Genomic DNA, 20,335 nt, shown 5'->3' with positions numbered 1-20,335 from the left:
CACGGGGTTTCCGGCCCGCGCGGCCCCGCGACTCACTCCCGGCCGACGATCTCCAGCGCGTGCACGAGATCGGGCGGATACGGCGACGTGAAGGACACCGCCTCCCCCGAGCCCGGGTGCACGAAGCCGAGCCGGTGGGCGTGCAGCCACTGCCGGTCCAGGCCGAGCCGGGCCGCCAGCACCGGGTCGCCGCCGTACAACGGATCGCCGACGCACGGATGGGCGATCGCCTGCATGTGGACGCGGATCTGATGGGTGCGCCCCGTCTCCAGGTGCACCTCGAGCAGAGTCGCGCCGCGGAAGGCCTCCAGAGTCTCGTAGTGGGTGACGCTGTGCCGGCCCCCGGCGACGACGGCCATCCGCCACTCGGCGCCGGGGTGACGCGCGATCGGCGCCTCGATCGTGCCGGTGAACGGATCCGGGTGTCCCTGCACGAGGGTGTGGTACACCTTCGTCACCGTGCGGTCGCGGAATGCCTGCTTCAGGACGGAGTAGGCCCTCTCGCTCTTCGCGAGGACCAGCAGCCCCGACGTGCCGACGTCGAGCCGCTGCACGACCCCCTGCCGCTCCGGCGCCCCCGACGTCGCGATGCCGAACCCGGCGGCGGCGAGGTGTTCGGTGACCGAGGGGCCGTCCCAGCCCAGGCTGGGGTGCGTGGCCACGCCCGCCGGCTTGTCCACGACGACGATGTCGGCATCGTCGTGGACGATGCCCACGCCCTCGACCTCACGCGGGACGACGGTGACGGTTCGCGGCGGTGCGAGCGCGACCTCCAGCAGTGCCCCGGCGCGTACGCGGGCCGACTTGCCGACCGCGGCGCCGTCCAGCCACACCTTCCCCGCATCGGCCAGGTCGGCGATCCGGCTCCGGCTGACACCGGTCATCCGGGCGGCCGCGGTGTCGACCCGCTCGCCGTCGAGGCCGTCGGGAACGATCTGGATCGAGCTCACGCGTCGTCCTGCGCGCTCGCCGGCTCATCGGCCACGGCGAGTCGTCCTCCCAGCGGCACCGGGCGGACGATCGTGAACCAGGCCAGCAGAGCGGCCCCGAACACCAGGCACATGTCCGCGACGTTGAAGATCGCCCAGTACGGCAACTGGAGGAAGTCCACGACATGTCCTCGGAAGGGTCCCGGCGGCCGCAGCAGCCGATCGGTGAGGTTCCCCGCGATGCCGCACAGCATGAGGCCGATCGCGGTCGCCCAGCGCAGGTCCCCGACTCGCGGAACCACCCAGAAGAGAACGAAGACCAGCGCAGCCAGGGCGAAGACGGAGATGACGACCGTGAAGTCCTCGCCCAGGCTGAACGCCGCGCCGGGATTGAAGACGAGTCGCAGCACGAGCAGATCGCCGATCAGTCGGACGGGGCGATCGGGGTCGAGGAACGTCACCGCGAGCTGCTTGGTGACCTGGTCCAGCACATAGGCGGTCAGCGCGACGGCCAGGAGAGTCAGCCGGACGCGACGCAGATCCTTCGTGGAGGCGTCTATCGCCGTTCCTCCCGCAGCTTGCACGCGACGCACATCGTCGCGCGCGGGAACACCTGCAGCCGCCCCTTGCCGATCGGCTTCCCGCAGCTCTCACAGAGCCCGTACTGCCCGGTGTCGATGCGATGCAGCGCCAGTTCGACCTGGTCGAGCATCTCGCGCGCATTGGCCGCGAGGGACATCTCCTGGTCGCGTTCGAAGTTGGACGAGCCGACATCGGCGGGATCCCGCCCCGCGCCGTCGCTGGCGTCCAGCAGCAGATCCTGCAGACCGGCCTCGGCCACGTGCAGTGCGTTGCTCATCCGCTCGTGCTCCGCCATGAGCTCGGCTCTGACCTCGGCGATCTCCTCAGGCGTCCAGGGATCCTCCCCTTCGGCCACCGGGAAAGACTCGGCAGCGCTGGTCGCCGCCGCTTCATCGGCCGCTTTCCGCGCCGCCATCCGCCCTCCTCCGTGCGTGACCCATGACGGCTGAGAGTACCATCCCGGACGCACATTCACCGCCGAACCCATGGTCGGCGGTGAATGCTCTCGTCACGGGGGTGTCCAGCCACCCCGGATGCTCTACTCCTGGTTGCCCTGGGAGTCGAGCAGGGCGTCGAGCCGCGGGGTCGCGGACTGGCTGCGCGGGCGCGGGTCGGTGACCAGGCTCGGCACGTCGTCCGGCTCGCCCTTCGTGTCGGTGAGGCTCGTGAGATGGTTCTGCAGCAGGCCGGTGAGATTCTCACGGAAGGTCGACTCGAACGATCGCAGGTGATCCACGCGGCCCAGCAGGTCGTCGCGCTCGTTCTCCAGCGCGGCGAACAGCTCGGTGCGCTTCTGCGCGGTCTCCCCGTCGAGCTTGCCGGCGCGATCCTGGGCCTCGCCGGTGAGCTGATCCGCCGCAGCCCTCGCGTCGCCGCGGATCTGCTCGGCGTTGACGCGGGCCTCGGACTCCATCCGGTCGGCCCGCACCCGGGCGTCGGCGAGGGTCTCGCTCGCCTTCTTGTTGGCCTCCTCGACCTTGCGCGTGGCCTCGGACTGCGCCTCGCCCACGACCTGCTCGGCCTGCTCGGTGGCGAGCTGGACCAGCCGCACGACGGCGGGGCTCGCCTCGGCGCTCGTCGTCACGACGATCCGCTCGGCGATGACGGAGGCCGCCTCGGTCGCGGCGGCGGCGGGCACGACCGCCGGCGTCTCGATCGGCGCGACCTGAGCCTCCTCCTGGAGCCGGGAGACCTGCTCCTCGAGCTCCTCGTTGCGCGCGGCGAGTTCGGCAACGCGCTGGTTCGCCTCCTCGGCGGCCTGCTTCGCAGCGTCCAACTCGGCTTGAAGACCGCCGGTGTCCGCGCCCTCCTGAGGCGGCGCGAAGATCGGCTCTTGCTCGCTGTTGCGGAGGGCGTCGACCTGCTTCTTGAGGGTCTCGTTCTCTTCGTAGAGCTGCGAGATCGTCACCTCGACCTTGTCGACGAAGGTGTCGACATCAGCCGGCTCGTACCCATTGCGGCGGGCCAAATGGAAGCGGGTCTGGCGCACTTCGTCCAGAGTCAGGGTCATCGTTCACCTCAATGGTTCATGCCTCTTCAGGCGTGATCGATCCGTCGGCAGCCCGTTGTTACCACCGGACCGACAGGGGTCAGGCTACTCCAGCCCGTTTGCGGATACCAACGGTCTAAACCGTTACATCAGGAATGCGGAGATCAGCCTCATTGCGAAGCTGACAAGGAAGAAGAGGAGCAGGAAGCCCATGTCGAGCGCGACCACGCCGATCCGCAACGGCGGAACAAGCCTCCCGACTACCCGCAATGGACCGTCGGTCACCGTGTAAACGGTCTCGGCCACGACCAGGACGAGACCCTTCGGCTCCCAGCCGCGCACCAGCAGCGGGACGAACGACAGGATCGCGCGGGCGGTCAGCAGCAGCGTGAAGACGAACAGGGCGTAGTAGACGACCAACGCGATCATCTGCACCGCGGGCTCCTAGGACTGGTTGAAGAAACCTCCAGCGATCCGTTCCTTGTCCTCGGCCGCGACCATCACATTGTGCGGTGAGAGCAGGAAGACGTTGCTGGTGATGCGCTCAATCGTGCCACGCAGCCCAAAGATGAGGCCCGCCGAGAAGTCGACGAGGCGCTTGGCGTCGGTGTGGTCCATGTCGGTCAGGTTGACGATGACGGGAATCTGGTCACGGAAGTGCTCACCGATCACGCGCGCCTCGTTGAAGGTGCGCGGGTGCACGGTCACGATCCGGCTCAGATCCGCGACCGACGGCTCGTCGGCGGGTTCGGAGGGTGCCACAGCCGAGTTCTCCCACTTCGTCTCGAGTCGGGTGACGGTGCCCGTCTGGGGCGAGGACGAGCGGCCGGACGACCCCTCGGCGGAGCTGACCGGCTCACTGGACTTCGTGTAGTCCTGGGTCAGTTCGAGATCGACGTCGTCCTTGTCGTTCGGGTCCTCCACGAGGCCGAGCCACACCGCGGTGCTCCGCATCAAGCCCATGTTCGTCCTCCACAGCTAGGCGTGTTTCGAGACTACCGCGGGCCCCCCTGCGGGACGGTGAGGACGCGGACGACACGCCCACGCGTCGCCCCATGTCAGCGGGCGATCCAGATCACACCGGCCTGCCGGCCCGCGGCCGGATCGCTGCGGTGGGAGAAGTAGGAGGGATCGGTTCGCGTGCACGGACCGACGTGCTCGACCCCGATCCCCGCCTCGGCGAGGACCGCCACCGCACCGGCGGCGAGGTCGATGGCGGGCGTCCCCCAGGTCGTGCGCGCGGCGGTCGCGGGCAGGATCTCGGCCGCATGCGCAGCCATGGTGGCGGGAACCTCGTAGCAGTCGCCGCAGATATGCGGACCGATCCACGCCGAGATCTCCCCGGCGCCACGCCGCCGCATCGCCTCGATCGTCGCCTGGACCACGCCGCTCAGCAGGCCGACCCGGCCTGCGTGGACCGCCGCCACGAGACGCTCGCGAGGCGCGGCGAGCAGCACAGGCAGGCAGTCGGCCACGCGAATCGCGATCGCAGCACCCGGAACACCCGTCACGACGGCGTCGGCCACCGGCAGCGGATCCTGACCGGGAGCGCCGTCACCGAGCGGACTGGTCGGCGACCACCCCGCCGCCTCCTCGGTGGTCACCTCGTGGACGGTCGTGCCGTGCACCTGGTGCACGACGTGGACGCTGTCGACCGCCAGCGAATCCCGCAGGCGCGCGAAGTTCTCCACGACCGACGCGGAGTGGTCGAGATCGGTCCGGCCCAGATTGAGCGCCTCGAAGGGACCCTCGCTGACGCCACCCCACCGGTGGGTGAACGCCACACCGATCCCGGTGGCGGCGGGGTCGCTGCGGAAGCCGTACACCTACTTGAGGAAGTCGGGGATGTCGAGCTCGTCGTCGTCGACAGGCGGCTTGCGGTGCGTGCGCGGCGCCTCGGAAGCCGGGTTCGGGTAGCTCTGCGGCTGCGCCGGAGCGCCGCCCACCGGGGTGTTGCCGACGACCGGCCGGCCCGGTGAGGCCGGCTGGCGCACCTCGGCCCCGCGGCCTTCGGGGAAGCGTGTGGCGGCGGGCTGGCGGCGTCCCAACTGGTTCCCGTCGAATCCGGCAGCGATGACCGTCACCTTGACCTCGTCGCCGAGAGCGTCGTTGATCACGGTGCCGAAGATGATGTTGGCATCCTCGTGCGCGGCCGACTGCACGAGATTTGCGGCGGCGGAGACCTCGAACAGGCCGAGATCGGAGCCGCCCGCGATGGACAGCAGGACGCCGTGGGCACCGTCGATGCTCGCCTCCAGCAGCGGCGACGAGACGGCCATCTCGGCCGCGGCGCGGGCCCGGTCCTCGCCACGAGCCGAGCCGATGCCCATCAGCGCCGAACCGGCATTCGACATGACGGCCTTCACGTCGGCGAAGTCGAGGTTGATCAGGCCGGGCGTCGTGATGAGGTCGGTGATGCCGGAGACGCCCTGCATCAACACCTGATCGGCCTGCTTGAACGCGTCGATGATGGCGACCTGGTGGTCGGTCATCTCCAGCAGCTTGTCGTTGGGGATGACGATGAGGGTGTCGACCTCGTCGCGCAGCGCCTCGATCCCCGACTCGGCCTGTGTGCCACGCCGCTTTCCCTCGAAGGAGAAAGGCCTTGTCACAACGCCGATCGTCAATGCTCCGAGAGACCGGGCGACACGCGCGACCACCGGCGCGCCTCCCGTGCCGGTGCCACCGCCCTCGCCGGCTGTGACGAAGACCATGTCGGCACCCTTCAGCACCTCTTCGATCTCGTCGACATGATCCTCGGCGGCCTGGCGCCCCTTCTCGGGATCGGCTCCGGCACCGAGACCGCGGGTCAGCTCGCGCCCGATGTCGAGCTTCACGTCGGCGTCGCTCATGAGGAGCGCCTGCGCGTCCGTGTTGACGGCGATGAACTCGACGCCACGGAGACCGGCCTCGATCATGCGGTTCACGGCGTTCACCCCGCCGCCACCGACACCGACGACCTTGATCACCGCCAAGTAGTTCTGCGACGCAGTTGACACCCGAGTAACCTTTTCCCTCAGCATTCGTGATGGTCAGAGCCAAGTCTCAAGGTGCAAGTGCGAAGGGAAGCCACCAGCGGACCAGGACCTTTGACACAGGCTATGCAACCGGCCGGAAGAGTGTCCATCGACACCCCCGGGCACCGCACGGGTCTCAACCTCAACTTGACCCTGACGCGGCGCTTGCCTTCAGCGGGTCACCGGGTATGTCGGACTCGAGACGTCGTAGACGCGCGCGCTCACCTTCAGCAGCGCGGCGGCGACACGCCCCTTCAGCTCGGAGTCGGTCGCGCTCCCCCACACCACCTGGGCGTTCTTCGTCAGCACGAGCGTGATGTCGTCGCCCGACGTCACCTTCAGGGACGTCACCCGCTTCCGCAGATCGTCGGGAAGCGCCGCCACCACCGTGGCCACATCCTGCAGCACCGGCACCTCGACCGTCGACGATGTCGCCACGAGCAGCCCCTTGGGCACCGTGGTCACGGTGTGGAACACGACCCCGGTGTCGTCCACGAGCCAGTATTCGCCCGCCGTCGTCGAGGACACCGCATACGCCGCGGTTCGCTCGGTCACCTCGATCCTGATCCCGTCGGGCCAGGCGCGCGACACCGTGACCGACTTCACCTCGGGCACGTTCGCCACCCGCGCTGCGATCGGCTCCGGGTCGACCGTGGCCAACGGCGCGCCGACGGGAACCTGGGCGAGCTGCTCCACCACCTCCGGTTTCAGCACCGCCGTGCCCGTGACCGACACATCGCGGACCGCGAACACCGAGGAGAACCCGAACAGCCACCCGGCCCCCACGACCAGAGCGACGACCACGACCGCGATGCCGATCCCCCGGAGCCGCCGCAGGCGGGTCCGCCGCCGGCGCGACCGGATCCGCTGGGTGGCGTCCGAGACGCGCGGCGGGCGGGCGGGCGCGCTCACGTCGGTTCCCGCCGCTCCCGGAGAAGCGGCCCGACCGTGGTGACGTCGCCCGCGCCGAGGGTGAGGACGAGGTCGCCCGGGCGCGCGAGCCCGGCAAGCAGGTCCGCCGCCTCGTCCAACGAGGCGACATCGTGAACTCCGGCACGCTCGTCGGCCCGCAGCCGGTCGGTGATGAGAGCGGACGTCACGCCTGGAATCGGCTGCTCCCGCGCCGGGTAGATCGGACAGACGACGATCTCATCGGCGAGCGCGAGGGCGGCCGCGAACTCGACCGCGAAGGTCCGCGTCCGCGTGAACAGGTGAGGCTGGAAGCAGGCGATCACCCGTCCTGCGCCCGCGACCGTACGTGCCGCCGTGAGGGCGGCCGCGACCTCGGTCGGATGGTGGGCATAGTCGTCGTAGACCGCTGCCCCGCGCCAACGACCGACGAACTCGAATCGCCGCGACGTCCCGTGGAACCCCCGCAGGGCCGCCAGCGAGTCGGCGGCCGGGATGGAACGCAGCAGTCCGACCGCCACGGCGGCTGCGGCATTGCGCAGGTTGTGCAGTCCGGGAACGCCGAGCACGAGATCATGGTGCTCGTCCTCGATGACGAGGCCGGCGCGCGCACCGGACCCCTCGAACCGCGGCGCCTCGATCCGCAGATCGGCGCTCGCGTCCGTGCCGTAGGTCACGACGCGCCGATCCTCGGCCCGCAGCTCGGCGACCAGGCGCGCAGCCCCGGGATCGTCGATGCAGGCGACGACCTGGCGCACCTCGTCGCCGCGCACGGCTTCGCCGTACCCCGCGTAGTACGCCTCGGGCGTGCCCCAGTTGTCGAGGTGGTCGGCCTCGATGTTCGTCACGACGAAGGTCTCGACGGGGTACTGGCGGAAACTGCCGTCGCTCTCGTCGGCCTCGACGACGAAGTCGGTCCCGCTGCCGAGGCACGACGCCCTGCCGGTATCGGCGAGGACCGCGCCCACGACGTATCCCGGACTCTCCCCGGCGGCGGCCAAGGCCATCGCCGTCATGGCGCTCGTCGTCGTCTTGCCGTGCGTGCCCGTGACGGCGACGCCCCGGCGGCCGAGCAGCAGGGCGCCGAGCGCTGCGCTGCGGTGCCATACCCGCAGATCCCGCTCGCGGGCCGCCTGCACCTCGGGATTGGACTCGCCGATCGCGCTCGACACGACGACCGTGCGGGCGCTGCCCAGATGCGCCGCATCATGACCCACGTACACGGTGATGCCGGCGTCCCGCAGCAGGCGCATCGTCGCGGAGTCGCTGCGATCACTGCCGCTGACCTCGACGCCCGACTCGTGGTACAGCAGGGCGATCGGGGCCATCCCGGACCCGCCGATCGCCACGAAGTGCACCGCACCGAGTTGCGCGACCGGCCGCAGGCTGACGGGTTCGACGAGCATCACTGCACCTCCGCGGCGCCGAGGACCACGTGCGCGAGCGCACCCGCGGCGTCCCCCGGCACAAGCCCCCTGCCTGCCGCGCTCATGGCGGCGAGCGTCTCGTGGTCGGACATCAGGGGCAGCACCTCGGCCAGCAGCCGGTCCGCCGTGAGTTCCTCGTCGACCACCAGCAGCGATGCGCCCGCGCTCACGCTCGGCTCGGCGTTGCGCGCCTGCTCGCCGTTTCCGTGCGGCAGCGGGACGAACAGCGCGGGCAGGCCCACCACGGCCGTCTCGGCAACCGTGCCGGCACCGGCGCGCCCGACCATGAAGTCGGCCGCCGCGTACGCGTCCTCCATCCGGTCGACATACGCGACAGGCAGGTACCGGGCGCCGGTCTCCGCGTCGGAGACGGGGACCGTGTCGGCCGTCAGGTTCCGGGGACCGAGCACGTGCAGCACCTGCACGCCGGCGGCGAGGAGCCGTGGGAGCGCGTCGCGCGTCGCGACGTTGAGACGCCGCGCGCCCTGCGACCCGCCCGACACCAGCAGTGTCGGGCGATGTCCGTCCAGTCCGAGCGCCGCACGGGCCGCGGGCCGGGCGGCGTCGCGGTCCAGCTCGGAGATCCCGCGACGCACAGGGAGCCCGAGCGCCCGGGCGTTCGGCAGCGGGGTGTGCGGAAACGACGTCACCACCGCGCGGGCGAACCGCGCGGCCACCTTGTTCGCCAGGCCGGGAACGGCATTCTGCTCGTGCACCACGACCGGGATCCGCAGCGTCGCCGCCGCCAGATACACCGGCAGCGCGACATACCCGCCGAACCCCACCACGACATCGGCACCCGCTCGCCGCAGCACCCGCCGGGCCTCGACCACCGCCTTGCCGAGCCGGAACGGCACCGTCAGCAACCGAGGGCTCAGGGAACGCGGCAGCGGAACCGGAGGGATCAGGACGAGGGGAAGCCCCGCCGCCGGGATCACGCGGGACTCAAGGCCCTTCGCCGTGCCCACGGCCGTCACGTCGATGTCAGGCTGCACCTCCTGCAGCCGCTGCGCCGTCGCGATCAGCGGCGACGTATGGCCGGCCGTGCCCCCGCCCGCCAGAACCACCTGCGTCATGACTCCCCCTAAGCTCCGCGTCCCTGCACCACGGTGCTCACCTTGGCACGCGACCGCGTCACCCGGCGCTGCGCAAGCAGCTTCCGGGCGGCAGGCTCGTTTCGCGCACAATTGAGCAGGATGCCGAGCGCTGCCAGGTTGGCCAGCAGCGCCGATCCACCGTAGGAGATGAACGGTAGCGGCACGCCGAAGACGGGCAGCAGTCGCAGGACGACGGCGATGTTGACGAGGGACTGGATCATGAACCAGGCGGTCACGCCCGCGGCGGCGTACCTGGTGAACAGGGAGTCGGAACGAAGCGCGACCCGGAAACCGGCATAGCCCAGGACGATGAACAGCCCGATGACGGCCAGGGTGCCCATCAGGCCGAGCTCCTCCCCGATGACGGCGAAGATGAAGTCGGTGTGGGACTCGGCGAGCATGCCCCACTTCTGACGGCTCGCACCGAGGCCCAACCCCCACCACCCGCCGCTGGCAAGGGCGAACGCTCCTCGGATCGGTTGCTGGTTGATCCCCAGCGCGTCGGTCTCGGGATTGAGGAAGCCGAAGATGCGCTCCAGGCGGTTCCCCGACGTCGCGACGAGGCCCACGACCGCCACGGCGGCGACGCCCACGATGCCGCCGAGGACTCGGAACGGCGCCCCGACCACGAACAGGATGACCATCACCATCGCGCCCATCACCATGGCGGTGCCCAGATCGCGCTGCAGCAGCACGATCCCGATGAGACCCATGCTGATCGGGGCGAACGGGATGAGCAGGTGACGCGGCTGGTCGAGCAGCTTCGCCTTCCGTGCGAGGACATCGGCGCCCCACACGACGATGGCGAGCTTCGCGAACTCCGACGGCTGGAAGCGCAGGATCGACGTGCCGAACTGCACCCAGTTCCTGTTGCCCGACACCTCACGGCCCAGACCGGGGATGAACGTGCACAGCAGCAACGCATAGGCGAGCAGCACGCCGGCCCAGCCCAGCATCCGCAGCATCCGCAGGGACAGCCGGCTGAGAACGGTCGCCACGACGACCCCCACACCGAGGAAGAGCAACTGCCGCTTGAAGAAGAAGTACGGGTCGCCGGTCTGCACCTGGGCGTACACGCTGGAGGCCGACTGGACCATCATGACCCCGATCGCCACCAGCAGCGACGCGGCGACGAGCACCAGGTAGTAGCTGGTCAGCGGCTGGCCGAGCGCCTGCGCGAGCACGCCGGTCCGCCCGAACAGCCGTGTGCCGGGCTTACCCGAGGTCGTGGTCAACGCCATCGACGCTTCTCATCCCTCCGTCAGTCCTCGTGCCGCGCGAGCGAACGCCTCGCCCCTGTCGGCGTACCCCGTGAAGATGTCGAGACTGGCGCACCCGGGTGCCAGCAGAACCACATCACCCGGCTGCGCCATCGCCGCGGCGGCGGCGACGGCCTCGGCCATGACCTCAGTGTCCATGCGCTCGAGGACGATCACCGGGACATCGGGTGCGTGTCGGGCGAGGGCGTCGGCCACGACGTCCCGGTCGACGCCCAGCACGACCGCGCCGCGAAGGCGGCCTGCCGTGGTGGCGACGAGGTCGTCGAAGGAGGTTCCCTTCGCCTGCCCGCCCGCGATCCACACCACGGATTCGAACGCGCGCAGCGACGCCCCGGCCGCATGCGGATTCGTCGCCTTCGAGTCATCCACGTAGGTGACACCGGACACCTCGGCAACGGTCTGGATGCGGTGGTCGCCGATGCGCAGCGCACGCAGGCCCTGCGCCACGTCCACCTCGCGGACGCCGAACGAGCGTGCCAGCGCGGCCGCGGCGAGAGCGTTCTCGACGTTGTGCGGGGCATAGGGGTGGACATCCGACAGCCGGGCCAGTTCGACCGCCGAGTCGCGCCGCTGCGCGATGAACGCGCGGTCGACGAGGAGGTCGTCCACGACCCCGAGCATGGAGATGCGCGGAATCCCGAGCGTGAAGCCGATCGCCCTGGCGCCCTCGATCACGTCCGCCTCCTCGACCATGTGCTCGGTGGCCAGGTCGGCGACGTTGTACACGCACGCCTGCTGGGTGCGTTCGTAGATCCGGGCCTTGTCAGCCCCGTATGCCTCGTACGGAGAGCTGTCCGGCCGCGGCCATGCGTCCGGATCGGCGTACCACTCCAGATGATCGGCATGCAGGTTGGTGACGACGGCGGAGTGCAGCGACAGCGTGTGCGTGTAGTGCAACTGGAAGCTCGAGAGCTCGACCGCGAAGACGTCGTAGGGCGCGTCGTCCAGCACCGCCTCCATGACAGGGCGGCCGACGTTGCCGACCGCGGCGACCCGGTATCCGCCGGCCGACAGCATCGACTCCACCATGTTGACGGTCGTCGTCTTGCCGTTCGTGCCGGTCACGCCCAGCCACGGCACCGCCCGGTCGGGGTGCGAAAGCCGCCAGGCCAGTTCGACCTCGCTCCAGATCGGGATGCCCGCCGCGGCCGCCTGAGCCAGCAGCGGGAACGACGGACGCCACCCGGGCGAGGCGATCACGAGGTCGGCAGGGGGAAGCACGGCGGACGAGCCGGGGCCGAGCGTGAGGCGTCCGCCGAGGATGCCGAGCAGCTTCCCGCGGTCGGCCGTGGCACCGGAGTCGGCATCGTCGACGACCTCGACGCTCGCGCCGAGCTCGAGGAGGGCGTCGGCGGACGCGAAGCCGGACCTTCCGAGTCCGGCGACGACGACGCGCGCCTCGCGCCAGGGCGACGTGCGATCCGCGCCCGCCAGCCAGTCGGAGGCACTCATAGTCCCGCGACCCATTCCGCATAGAAGAGGCCGAGCCCGATGGACATGCACAGCCCGGCGATGATCCAGAATCGGATGACGATCGTGATCTCGCTCCAGCCGAGAAGTTCGAAGTGGTGCTGCAGAGGTGCCATCTTGAACAGTCGTTTCCCCTTGGTGAGCTTGAAGTAGCCGACCTGCAGCATCACCGACATCGTGATGATCACGAACAGACCGCCGATGAGCAGCGACAGCAGCTCGGTGCGGGTCGTGACCGCCAGCCCGGCGAGAGCGCCGCCGAGGGCCAGCGACCCGGTGTCGCCCATGAAGATCTTCGCTGGGGCCGCGTTCCACCACAGGAAGCCGAAACAGGCGCCGGCGAGAGCGAGTGCGACAACGGCCAGGTCGTAGGGGTCGCGTACCTCGTAGCAGCGGGCGGACACGGTCGACAGGGATCCGCACGACTGACCGTACTGCCAGATCGTGATGATCGTGTACCCGCCGAACACCATCGCCGATGTGCCGGTCGCCAGGCCGTCGAGGCCATCGGTGAGGTTGACGGCGTTGGACAGCCCTGTCGACAGGAACGTCATCCAGATCACGGCCAGCACCGGCGGCAGAGCCAGCCAGCCGATGTCACGCAGCCCGGAGACGAACGAGCTTCCCGGGGTGACGCCGCGCTCGTCGGGGAACAGCAGCGTGCCGACGCCGAAGAGGACGCCGACGCCGATCTGGCCGGCCAGCTTCGCCCGCGCGCCGAGTCCGAGCGACTGCTCCCGGGAGAGCTTGAGGAAGTCGTCCAGGAAGCCCACGACCGCCAGGCCGCCGAACAGGAACAGGACCAGGAGTGACGAGGCCGTCGGGGGCGTCCACAAGGCGAGGTGCGCGACGAAGTACCCGAGGAAGACGGCGATGACGATGACGATCCCGCCCATGGTGGGCGTGCCGCGCTTGGACTGGTGCGTGGTGGGGCCGTCCTCGCGGATGAACTGGCCGTACCCGTGTTTCACCATCACGCCGATCGCCAGTCGCGTCCCGAGAAGCGTGGCCAGCATGGCCACGCCCCCGGCGATCAGGATTGCGAGCATTCGCCACCTCCGCCTTTCAACAGGTCCGCGGCCACCGTATCGAGTTCCGCCCCGCGCGAGGCCTTCACGAGGACGGCGTCGCCGGTCCGCAGGTAGGGAGCGAGCAGCGCGGCGACCGTGGACTTGTCCTCCGCCTGATCGACGGTCGCCACCGGCGGGTCGGCGCTCCGGGCCCCCGCGGCGAGGTCGGTCGCGAACGGCCCGAGGCAGACGAGCCGGTCGACGCCGGCCTCGGCGGCCATCCTGCCCACGGCGGCGTGCGCAGCGGCCGCGCCCGGGCCGAGCTCGCGCATCTCCCCCAGGACGGCCACCAGTCGCGCCCCCGGGTGCGCACGGCGGCGGGCGACGCCGAGGTCGCGCAGCGCCTCCAGCCCGGCTCGCATCGAATCCGGGTTGGCGTTGTAGGTGTCGTTGAGGACCGCAACGCCGTCGGCGCGCTCCGTCAGCTCCAGACGCCATCGAGACCTCGGCCCGGCGGAGGACAACGTGCCGGCGATGTCCGCCGGGTCGAGCCCGGCTGCGATCCCGACCGCCGCGGCGGCCAGGGCGTTCGCCACCGCGTGCCGTCCCAGGACCCGTAGCGCGACGGGCGCGGCCCGCTCGGCGCCACCGTCGGCCACGTGGAGGGTGAACCGGGGCCTCGCGAGGGCGTCCACCTCGATGCCGGATGCCCACACCTGCACGTCGCCGGGCAGCCCGGGACGCCCGTCGGCCGAGAACCACGCGATCCGCGCCCGGGTGCGGGACGCCATCGCCGCGACACGCGGGTCGGCGGCGTTGAGCACCGCCCAGCCGCCGGCCGGCACCGCCTCGACGATCTCCCCCTTCGCGGCCGCGATGTCGTCGATCGAGCCGAACTCGCCCAGATGCGCGGTTCCGACGTTCAGGACGGCGGCGATGCCGGGCGGGACGATCCCGCACAGCCACGCGATGTGCCCGTGACCGCGAGCACCCATCTCGGACACGAGGTACCGGGTTCGAGCGGTCACACGGCACGCTGTGAGGGGCACGCCGATCTCGTTGTTGAACGAGCCGACCGGAGCCACGGTGGGACCTGCGGCCTCCAGCACCTGCGCGATCAGGTCCTTGGTGCTCGTCTTGCCCGACGACCCGGTGAGCGCGACCGTCCGGAGTCCACCCTGCCGTGCTCGCCCGACGACATCGCGGGCGAGCGCGGACAACGCCTCCTGGGCGTCGCCGCAGCGGATCTGCGGGATGCCGGCGTCGACCGGCCGGGTCACGATCGCGACCGCTGCGCCGCCGGCGCGCGCCGCGTCGACGAACTCGTGCCCGTCGACCCGCTCGCCCGGGAACGCGATGAACACGGCGCCGGGGGTCGCCAGCCGGGAGTCGATGACGACATCGGGGCCCACCGCGGTCGCGGGGTCGCCTCGCATCACCTCACCGGCCACCGCCCGTGCCAGCTCATTCAGCGTGGTCGGATCCATCCGCCCTCCCGTCCCAGACCGCCCGCACGACGGTCACATCGTCGAACGGGATCACGTCGGTCCCGATCGTCTGTCCCTGCTCGTGACCCTTGCCGAGGATCGCGACCCAGTCGCCGGGCCGGGCGCGGTCGAGGGCCAGGGCGATGGCGTCCCTGCGTCCGCCCTGTTCGACGACGTCCACGTGGCGGGGCTGTCCTGCGGCCTCCTCGCGAGCACCGGCCGCGACGGCCGCGCGGATCAGCGCTGGATCCTCGGTGCGGGGATTGTCGTCGGTCACGACCACGACGGCGGCGTGCCGCGCCGCGGCGGCGCCGATCGGGGCACGCTTCGCGGGGTCGCGGTCACCACCGCTGCCCACGACCGCGACGATCCGGCCCGGCAGCGAGCGGAGAGCCGCATCCACTGCCTCCGGCGTGTGCGCGAAGTCGACCACGACCCGCGGCGCCGCCCCGGGCAGCTCGACCCGCTGCATCCGGCCGGGGATCTGCGCGGTGGAGACACCGGGCAGCGCCGCTGCGATGTCCACACCGCCCGCGTCGAGCATCGCGATCGCGGTCACGGCGTTGCGGACGTTGAACTCGCCCGGGAGCGCGAGGGCCAGCGAGAGCGTTCCCCTCGGGGTCGCAAGGCGGGCCCGCGTCCCGCCGGACTCGTCGTCGGCCGCCCAGGCGACGATCCGGTAGTCGGCGTCGATCGAGAATCCCGTGGTCACCGGCCGACGACCCTGACCGCGCACCGCGTCGGCGAGACGCCGGCCCCACCGGTCATCCACGCTGACGACCTGCACCCGCGACCTCCCGTCCAGGAACAGCCGTTCCTTGGCCGCGAAGTACGCCTCCATCGTGTGGTGGTACTCGAGATGGTCCCTGCCGAGCATCGTGAACGCCGCGACGTCGAAGGTCAGCTCCGCCACTCTGTCCTGTGCGAGCGCATGCGAGGACACCTCCATCGCGACCGCCGCCACGCCCCGCTCGACCATCAGGGCCAGCAATGCCTGCAGATCGGGCGCCTCGGGTGTCGTGATGGTCGTCCGCCCGGTCTCCAACTGCTCTCCCCGGACACGGAACCCGAGCGTCCCGATGCTGGCGGCGGGGACGTCCGCGGCCGCCAGCCCCGCCTGCACGAGGATCGCGGTGCTCGTCTTCCCGTTCGTGCCGGTCACGCCGTACAGGAAGAGCCGGTCGCCGGGACGTCCGTAGACGTCGGCCGCGATGCGTCCCATCACCGCCCTCGGATCGTCGACGACCACGACCGGGACCCCCGTCGCGGTGCCTGCCGGCGCGCCCGCCGGATCGGTGAGGATCGCGACCGCCCCGGCCGCGACGGCCTGCGCGGCGAAGCCGGCTCCGTGCGTCCGCGACCCCGGGAGCGCGACATAGAGGTCTCCGGGTGCGACCGCCCGCGAGTCGAGGGTCACGCCGGTGACGCGACCGGGATGGTCCACCCCCAACAGGGACAGGGCCATACCCGGAACGGCGGCGGGTCGGACGTGCGCGGGGCTCACAGGGTCACGCTACCCAAGTCGTCATGGGTTGTAGGTGACCGCCGTGTCCGGACTCGTCGTCGTGGACTGTGCGACGCCGTACCGGACGAGGGCCAACTGCATGATGTCCTTGTAGACCGGCCCCGCGGCGAGGTTGCCGCTCTGGTACCCCTTGCCCGGCTGGTCGATGACGATGTACGTGAGGATCTGGGGATCCTCGATCGGCGCCGCGCCGATGACGGAGACGACATAGCCCCGGTAGCAGCCGCATGACGAGTCGTACCGCTGGGCCGTGCCCGTCTTCGCGCCGCTGCGGAAGTCGTCCAGGGCCACACTGCGATTGCCCTGTCGCGCCGACATCTTCGCCATCGCCTCCATCATGTCGCGGATCTGCGACGAGGTGGTCTCGCTGACGACGCGCTTCGCGGTCTGCTGGGCGACCGGGACGGCGTTCCCGTCGCCGTCGGTCGCCGACGTGATGATCGTGGGCTGGTGGTACACGCCGCCGTTGACGAGGGCCGCCACCGCGGCCGCCTCCTGCACGGCGGTGACGGACAGCCCCTGGCCGAACGCGACCTGGTCGCGGGTCTGATCGCTCATGTCGGCACCCGGGATGGATCCCGTCGCCTCCCCGGCCAGCGGAAGCCCGGTCGTCGAGCCGAAGCCCAGCTTGGACAGGTACTCCGCCAGCGTGGCCTTGTCCATCTGGCGTGCGAGCTTGACCGTCCCGACGTTGGACGAGTACGCCACGACCCCGCGGGCGGTGAGATACATGGTGCCGTGCGTCCAGGCGTCCTTGATGCGCTTGTCGGCCGACTGGATCGTGTTCGGGACGACGACCCGCGTCTCGGGCGTGATGGTGCCGGTGTCCAGCAGCGCCGCCACCGTGGCCAGCTTCTGCACGGACCCGGGCTCGTACGTCGACATGATCGCGTCGTTGCCGGTCGCCGAGGCGTCCGCGTCGCCGGGGTTGTTCGGGTCGTAGGTGTTCGTGTTCGCCATCGCGAGGATCTCGCCGGTCTTCACGTTCATGACGATGCCCGTGCCGGACGTGGCACCGCTCGTCTTCACCTGTGCCGCCAGCCGCGCCTCGAGCGTCCACTGGAGCTCGGAGTCGATGGTCAACTGGTAGCTGGTGCCGTCCTCGGCGGCGGTCACGACGTTGGAGCCGAGCGGGATGCGGCCGTTCGGGGAGGTCTCGTACACCTCGAGTCCGTCTGTTCCGGTGAGGGACGAGTCGAGCGAGTACTCGAGCCCGGCGGCACCGCTGCCTTCGGAGTTGACGAAGCCGATGATGTTGGCCGCCAACGTCCCGTTGGGATAGGTCCGGTCCGGCGTCTGCTCCCGGTAGACGCCGATCAGGTCCTGCGCGCTGAGATCGCTGGCGATGTCCAGGTAGGTGCTGGCCATCACCTTCTTCGCGAGGATCGAGTAGCGGGTGTTCTGCTTGGTGAGCTGGGACAGGTAGGTGTCGGCGGACTCTCCGAGATGCTTGGCGAGGACCGCCGCGATCAGGGCCGGCGCGGCCGCGGCCTGCTGCTTGTCCTCCTCGGTCATGTCGGCCGTGTCGAGCTTTCCGTTGGTGGCGATCAGGAGGGGGTCGGCGACGACGGTCACCGCGGGCACCGACACGGCCAAGGGGGTGCCGTTGCGGTCTGTGATCTCGCCTCGGTTCGCGGCCAGGACGCGCGAGGCCGTCATCTCGCGTGCGGCCGCCTCGGCATAGGCGCTCGGGTCGAACACCTGGATCGTGATGGCTCGGCCGGCGGCGACCGACGCGAGGATGGCGCACACGAGGAGAGCCGCCTGGATGCGTCGGGGGGTCGAACCGACCTTCAGTTTGCGGTTGCGACGCGGGCGACGTCGCCGCGGGCGGGACTCCACCCGGTCGATGATGCGTTCGAGCAGCGGCTGAGAACTCTTCCGACGGGCCATGTGGCTACCCCTGCTGTGACTGGGTCTGCGTCGCCCGCGCCTGGGCCTGTTGTGTCGCCTCCGCGCGCGCCGCCGCCTCGGCGGCGCTCTCCTCGGCCGTCTTCACGACGATCGACGACATGTCCGACTCCTTCACCTTCGTCGGGGTGCCGACGATCTTGCCGGACGGCAGTTCGATGTAGACCGCGTGCGTGTTGGCGCGCATGCCCAGCGCGGACGCCAGCGCGGCCAGTGCCTGCGGGGAGCGTGCCTTGTCGACGTCGGACTCGAGGGACGCCTCGCGATAGCTCAGTTCCGTCGCCTGCTGCTGCAGCGACCGCAGCTCGAAGGCCTGGTCCTGGAGCTTCGTGGTGAGGACGAGCAGGCCCACCATCCCGAGCGCCAGCATGGTGACGAACACGAGGATGAAGGGCGTCTGCCGCATCTGCCGCCGCCGGCGTGGGACGGGTTGCAGCCGTGGCGCGGTCGGCCGTGAGGCCGGCCGGGGCGATGGGGCACGGAGCGAGCTCATGCGTCCTCCCTGATGCGTTCGGCGACTCGGAATCGTGCGGAGGCGGCACGAGGATTGGACTCCACCTCGGCGGCGGTCGGTCGCTGCGCGCCGTGAGTGACGAGCCGGAACCGCGGACGGAGATGGTCGGGGACCACGGGCAGGTTCGGCGGCAGCCGCACCTCGACGCGATCGCGGAACGCCCGCTTCACCGCCCTGTCCTCCAGTGAGTGGTAGGCGAGGACGGCGACGCGGCCACCGACGCCGACGGCGGCCAGCGCTTGCGCGAGGACGCCGGAGAGCGCGTCCAGCTCGCGGTTGACCTCGATCCGCAGTGCCTGGAAGGTCCGCTTGGCGGGGTGGCCCCCGCTGCCCCTCGCCGCCATGGGGATGGCGTCGGCCACGACGTCGGCCAACTGCCGGGTCCGCGTGAACGCCGTGCTCTCGCGCGCGGCGACGATGCGGGCCGCGATCCGGTCCGCGAACCGTTCCTCCCCGTACCGGCGCAGGATGCGTGCCAGGTCGCCGACGGAGTACGTGTTGACGACAGCGGCCGCGGTGAGGTCGTCGGCGGGCGACATGCGCATGTCCAGCGGCGCGTCCTGGGAGTACGAGAACCCCCGGTCCAGGTCGTCGATCTGCAGCGAGGAGAGCCCCAGGTCGAGCAGGACGGCGGCGACCGGCGGCGTGCCGAGGCGTTCGAGCACCGCGCTCAGTTCGTCGTAGACCGCTTCGACGAGGACGACCCGGTCGCCGAACCCGGCGAGCCGCTCACGGGAGCGCGCCAGGGCGTGGGGGTCACGGTCGATGCCGATCAGGCGAGCCCCGGGGCAGGCGGTGAGGATCGCCTCGGCGTGCCCGGCCAGACCGAGGGTGCCGTCGACGTAGATCGCTCCCGCATGGTCCAGGGCGGGGCTCAGCGCAGCCACGACCTGCTCGAGCATGACGGGCACGTGCCGGTGCTCCACGGTCCTCCCCCGTTCGCTCGTCGTCTCGTCGGCTCCCGCCGTCCGGTTTCGATCCGAGGCCGACAACCTGGCGCCAGGGAAGGTGCGCCAGGGGGCCGGACCCTCGGGTCGAAGCCGCACCGCGGGAGCCGCTCCCGCACAGGTCATTGCGGGAACACGATCTCGTTCATCCCCGCGAAGGCCTCCTCCTGAGCTGCGGAGTACGCCTCCCAGCCCTCGGGTGACCACACCTCGACGCGGTTCAGCGCGCCGATGACCACCACGTCCCGCTCCAAGCCGGCCCACTGCCGCAACGGAGGCGGGATGGTGATCCGCCCCTGCTTGTCGGGTGTCTCCTCCGTGGCGCCCGCCGCCAGCATCCGCTGGTAGTCGCGCACCTTCTGCAGCGTGGAGGGCCCCTCCAGGGCCCGCAGCGCCTCGGCCTCGAACACCGCTCGCGGCCAGATCACGATCGAACGCTCCTGGTTGCGGGCGAGCACCAGACCGGCGGTCAGCTCCTCGCGGAACCTGGCCGGAAGGATGATCCGGCCCTTCTCGTCGAGCTTCGGGGTGTATGTGCCCAGGAACATCGCGGCACCCACCTCCTCGCTCCACGACGCCTAATCCCTCCACTTGCCACCACTTTACTCCACTTCCCTCCACTGACACCCCCTCGGGCGGGCAAAACCGCGCGTCGGCGTGTCCGGACCGGCCAGGACGGGTTCCGGATCCCTGCCTGGAACCGGCTTGTAAGGTGGTGCCAACCACGATCCGGAGGAGTCC

20 protein-coding genes are annotated in these 20,335 nt (G+C 70.6%); all 20 read right to left on the bottom strand.

All coding sequences use genetic code 11. From position 1 onward, the window contains the following. Positions 1–32: 32 nt before the first annotated feature. Entirely contained in the window at positions 33–950 is a 918-nt protein-coding gene (locus G555_RS0106185) for an RluA family pseudouridine synthase (RefSeq protein WP_028708204.1), read from the bottom strand. Continuing rightward, positions 947–1,513 (bottom strand): signal peptidase II, encoded by a 567-nt coding sequence (locus G555_RS18325; protein ID WP_028708203.1) that lies wholly within the window; start codon positions 1,511–1,513, stop codon positions 947–949. The genes G555_RS0106185 and G555_RS18325 overlap by 4 nt, the downstream gene beginning before the upstream one ends. Continuing rightward, positions 1,486–1,926 carry a TraR/DksA family transcriptional regulator gene (locus G555_RS0106175; protein ID WP_028708202.1) on the bottom strand — a complete coding sequence of 147 codons (441 nt, stop codon included), beginning with the start codon at positions 1,924–1,926 and terminating at the stop codon, positions 1,486–1,488. The genes G555_RS18325 and G555_RS0106175 overlap by 28 nt, the downstream gene beginning before the upstream one ends. A 123-nt stretch (positions 1,927–2,049) precedes the next feature. Further along, positions 2,050–3,021 (bottom strand): DivIVA domain-containing protein, encoded by a 972-nt coding sequence (locus tag G555_RS0106170; RefSeq protein ID WP_028708201.1) that lies wholly within the window; start codon positions 3,019–3,021, stop codon positions 2,050–2,052. A 123-nt stretch (positions 3,022–3,144) separates the two neighbouring features. After that, positions 3,145–3,429, bottom strand: coding sequence for a YggT family protein (locus G555_RS0106165; protein ID WP_051208671.1), 285 nt, complete (start codon positions 3,427–3,429; stop codon positions 3,145–3,147). A gap of 15 nt (positions 3,430–3,444) precedes the next feature. Beyond that, complete coding sequence (locus tag G555_RS0106160) at positions 3,445–3,963, bottom strand: cell division protein SepF (protein ID WP_028708199.1); 519 nt, start codon at positions 3,961–3,963, stop codon at positions 3,445–3,447. Between the two features lie 95 nt (positions 3,964–4,058). Beyond that, positions 4,059–4,826, bottom strand: a complete 768-nt coding sequence (locus tag G555_RS0106155) for a purine nucleoside phosphorylase YfiH/LACC1 family protein (RefSeq protein WP_028708198.1) — start codon at positions 4,824–4,826, stop codon at positions 4,059–4,061. Continuing rightward, on the bottom strand, positions 4,827–6,023 hold the full coding sequence (gene ftsZ, locus G555_RS0106150) for a cell division protein FtsZ (protein WP_425413828.1): 1,197 nt from the start codon (positions 6,021–6,023) through the stop codon (positions 4,827–4,829). Positions 6,024–6,188: 165 nt separating this feature from the next. Beyond that, a complete protein-coding gene (locus G555_RS0106145; RefSeq protein WP_028708196.1) occupies positions 6,189–6,929 on the bottom strand; it encodes a cell division protein FtsQ/DivIB in 741 nt (246 codons plus the stop codon). Beyond that, positions 6,926–8,335 (bottom strand): UDP-N-acetylmuramate--L-alanine ligase, encoded by a 1,410-nt coding sequence (gene murC / locus G555_RS0106140; protein ID WP_028708195.1) that lies wholly within the window; start codon positions 8,333–8,335, stop codon positions 6,926–6,928. Before murC ends, G555_RS0106145 begins: the two co-directional genes overlap by 4 nt. Continuing rightward, positions 8,332–9,429, bottom strand: a complete 1,098-nt coding sequence (gene murG, locus G555_RS0106135) for an undecaprenyldiphospho-muramoylpentapeptide beta-N-acetylglucosaminyltransferase (protein ID WP_028708194.1) — start codon at positions 9,427–9,429, stop codon at positions 8,332–8,334. Before murG ends, murC begins: the two co-directional genes overlap by 4 nt. An 8-nt stretch (positions 9,430–9,437) precedes the next feature. Next, positions 9,438–10,691, bottom strand: a complete 1,254-nt coding sequence (gene ftsW, locus G555_RS18320; RefSeq protein ID WP_084634824.1) for a putative lipid II flippase FtsW — start codon at positions 10,689–10,691, stop codon at positions 9,438–9,440. Between the two features lie 9 nt (positions 10,692–10,700). Further along, positions 10,701–12,197 carry a UDP-N-acetylmuramoyl-L-alanine--D-glutamate ligase gene (gene murD, locus G555_RS0106125; protein ID WP_028708193.1) on the bottom strand — a complete coding sequence of 499 codons (1,497 nt, stop codon included), beginning with the start codon at positions 12,195–12,197 and terminating at the stop codon, positions 10,701–10,703. Then, positions 12,179–13,249, bottom strand: coding sequence for a phospho-N-acetylmuramoyl-pentapeptide-transferase (gene mraY / locus G555_RS0106120; protein ID WP_028708192.1), 1,071 nt, complete (start codon positions 13,247–13,249; stop codon positions 12,179–12,181). Before mraY ends, murD begins: the two co-directional genes overlap by 19 nt. Beyond that, a complete protein-coding gene (locus G555_RS0106115; protein WP_028708191.1) occupies positions 13,234–14,697 on the bottom strand; it encodes a UDP-N-acetylmuramoyl-tripeptide--D-alanyl-D-alanine ligase in 1,464 nt (487 codons plus the stop codon). The genes mraY and G555_RS0106115 overlap by 16 nt, the downstream gene beginning before the upstream one ends. Next, positions 14,675–16,201 carry a UDP-N-acetylmuramoyl-L-alanyl-D-glutamate--2,6-diaminopimelate ligase gene (locus G555_RS18315; protein ID WP_245581205.1) on the bottom strand — a complete coding sequence of 509 codons (1,527 nt, stop codon included), beginning with the start codon at positions 16,199–16,201 and terminating at the stop codon, positions 14,675–14,677. Before G555_RS18315 ends, G555_RS0106115 begins: the two co-directional genes overlap by 23 nt. A 21-nt stretch (positions 16,202–16,222) precedes the next feature. Then, on the bottom strand, positions 16,223–18,115 hold the full coding sequence (locus G555_RS18310; RefSeq protein ID WP_051208502.1) for a peptidoglycan D,D-transpeptidase FtsI family protein: 1,893 nt from the start codon (positions 18,113–18,115) through the stop codon (positions 16,223–16,225). 4 nt (positions 18,116–18,119) lie between these two features. After that, entirely contained in the window at positions 18,120–18,539 is a 420-nt protein-coding gene (ftsL, locus tag G555_RS21150) for a cell division protein FtsL (RefSeq protein WP_051208501.1), read from the bottom strand. An 83-nt stretch (positions 18,540–18,622) separates the two neighbouring features. Beyond that, the gene (gene rsmH / locus G555_RS0106095) at positions 18,623–19,573 is read right to left on the bottom strand and encodes a 16S rRNA (cytosine(1402)-N(4))-methyltransferase RsmH (RefSeq protein ID WP_028708190.1); all 951 of its coding nucleotides are present in this window, start codon (positions 19,571–19,573) and stop codon (positions 18,623–18,625) included. Positions 19,574–19,716: 143 nt separating this feature from the next. Continuing rightward, complete coding sequence (mraZ, locus tag G555_RS0106090; protein ID WP_028708189.1) at positions 19,717–20,142, bottom strand: division/cell wall cluster transcriptional repressor MraZ; 426 nt, start codon at positions 20,140–20,142, stop codon at positions 19,717–19,719. Between the last annotated feature and the right edge of the window lie 193 nt (positions 20,143–20,335).

Source organism: Propionicicella superfundia DSM 22317 (assembly GCF_000423465.1).
Lineage (GTDB): Bacteria > Actinomycetota > Actinomycetes > Propionibacteriales > Propionibacteriaceae > Propionicicella > Propionicicella superfundia.
The sequence above is the reverse complement of the archived record's forward strand: the minus strand, read 5'-3'. Positions and strand labels throughout refer to the sequence as shown.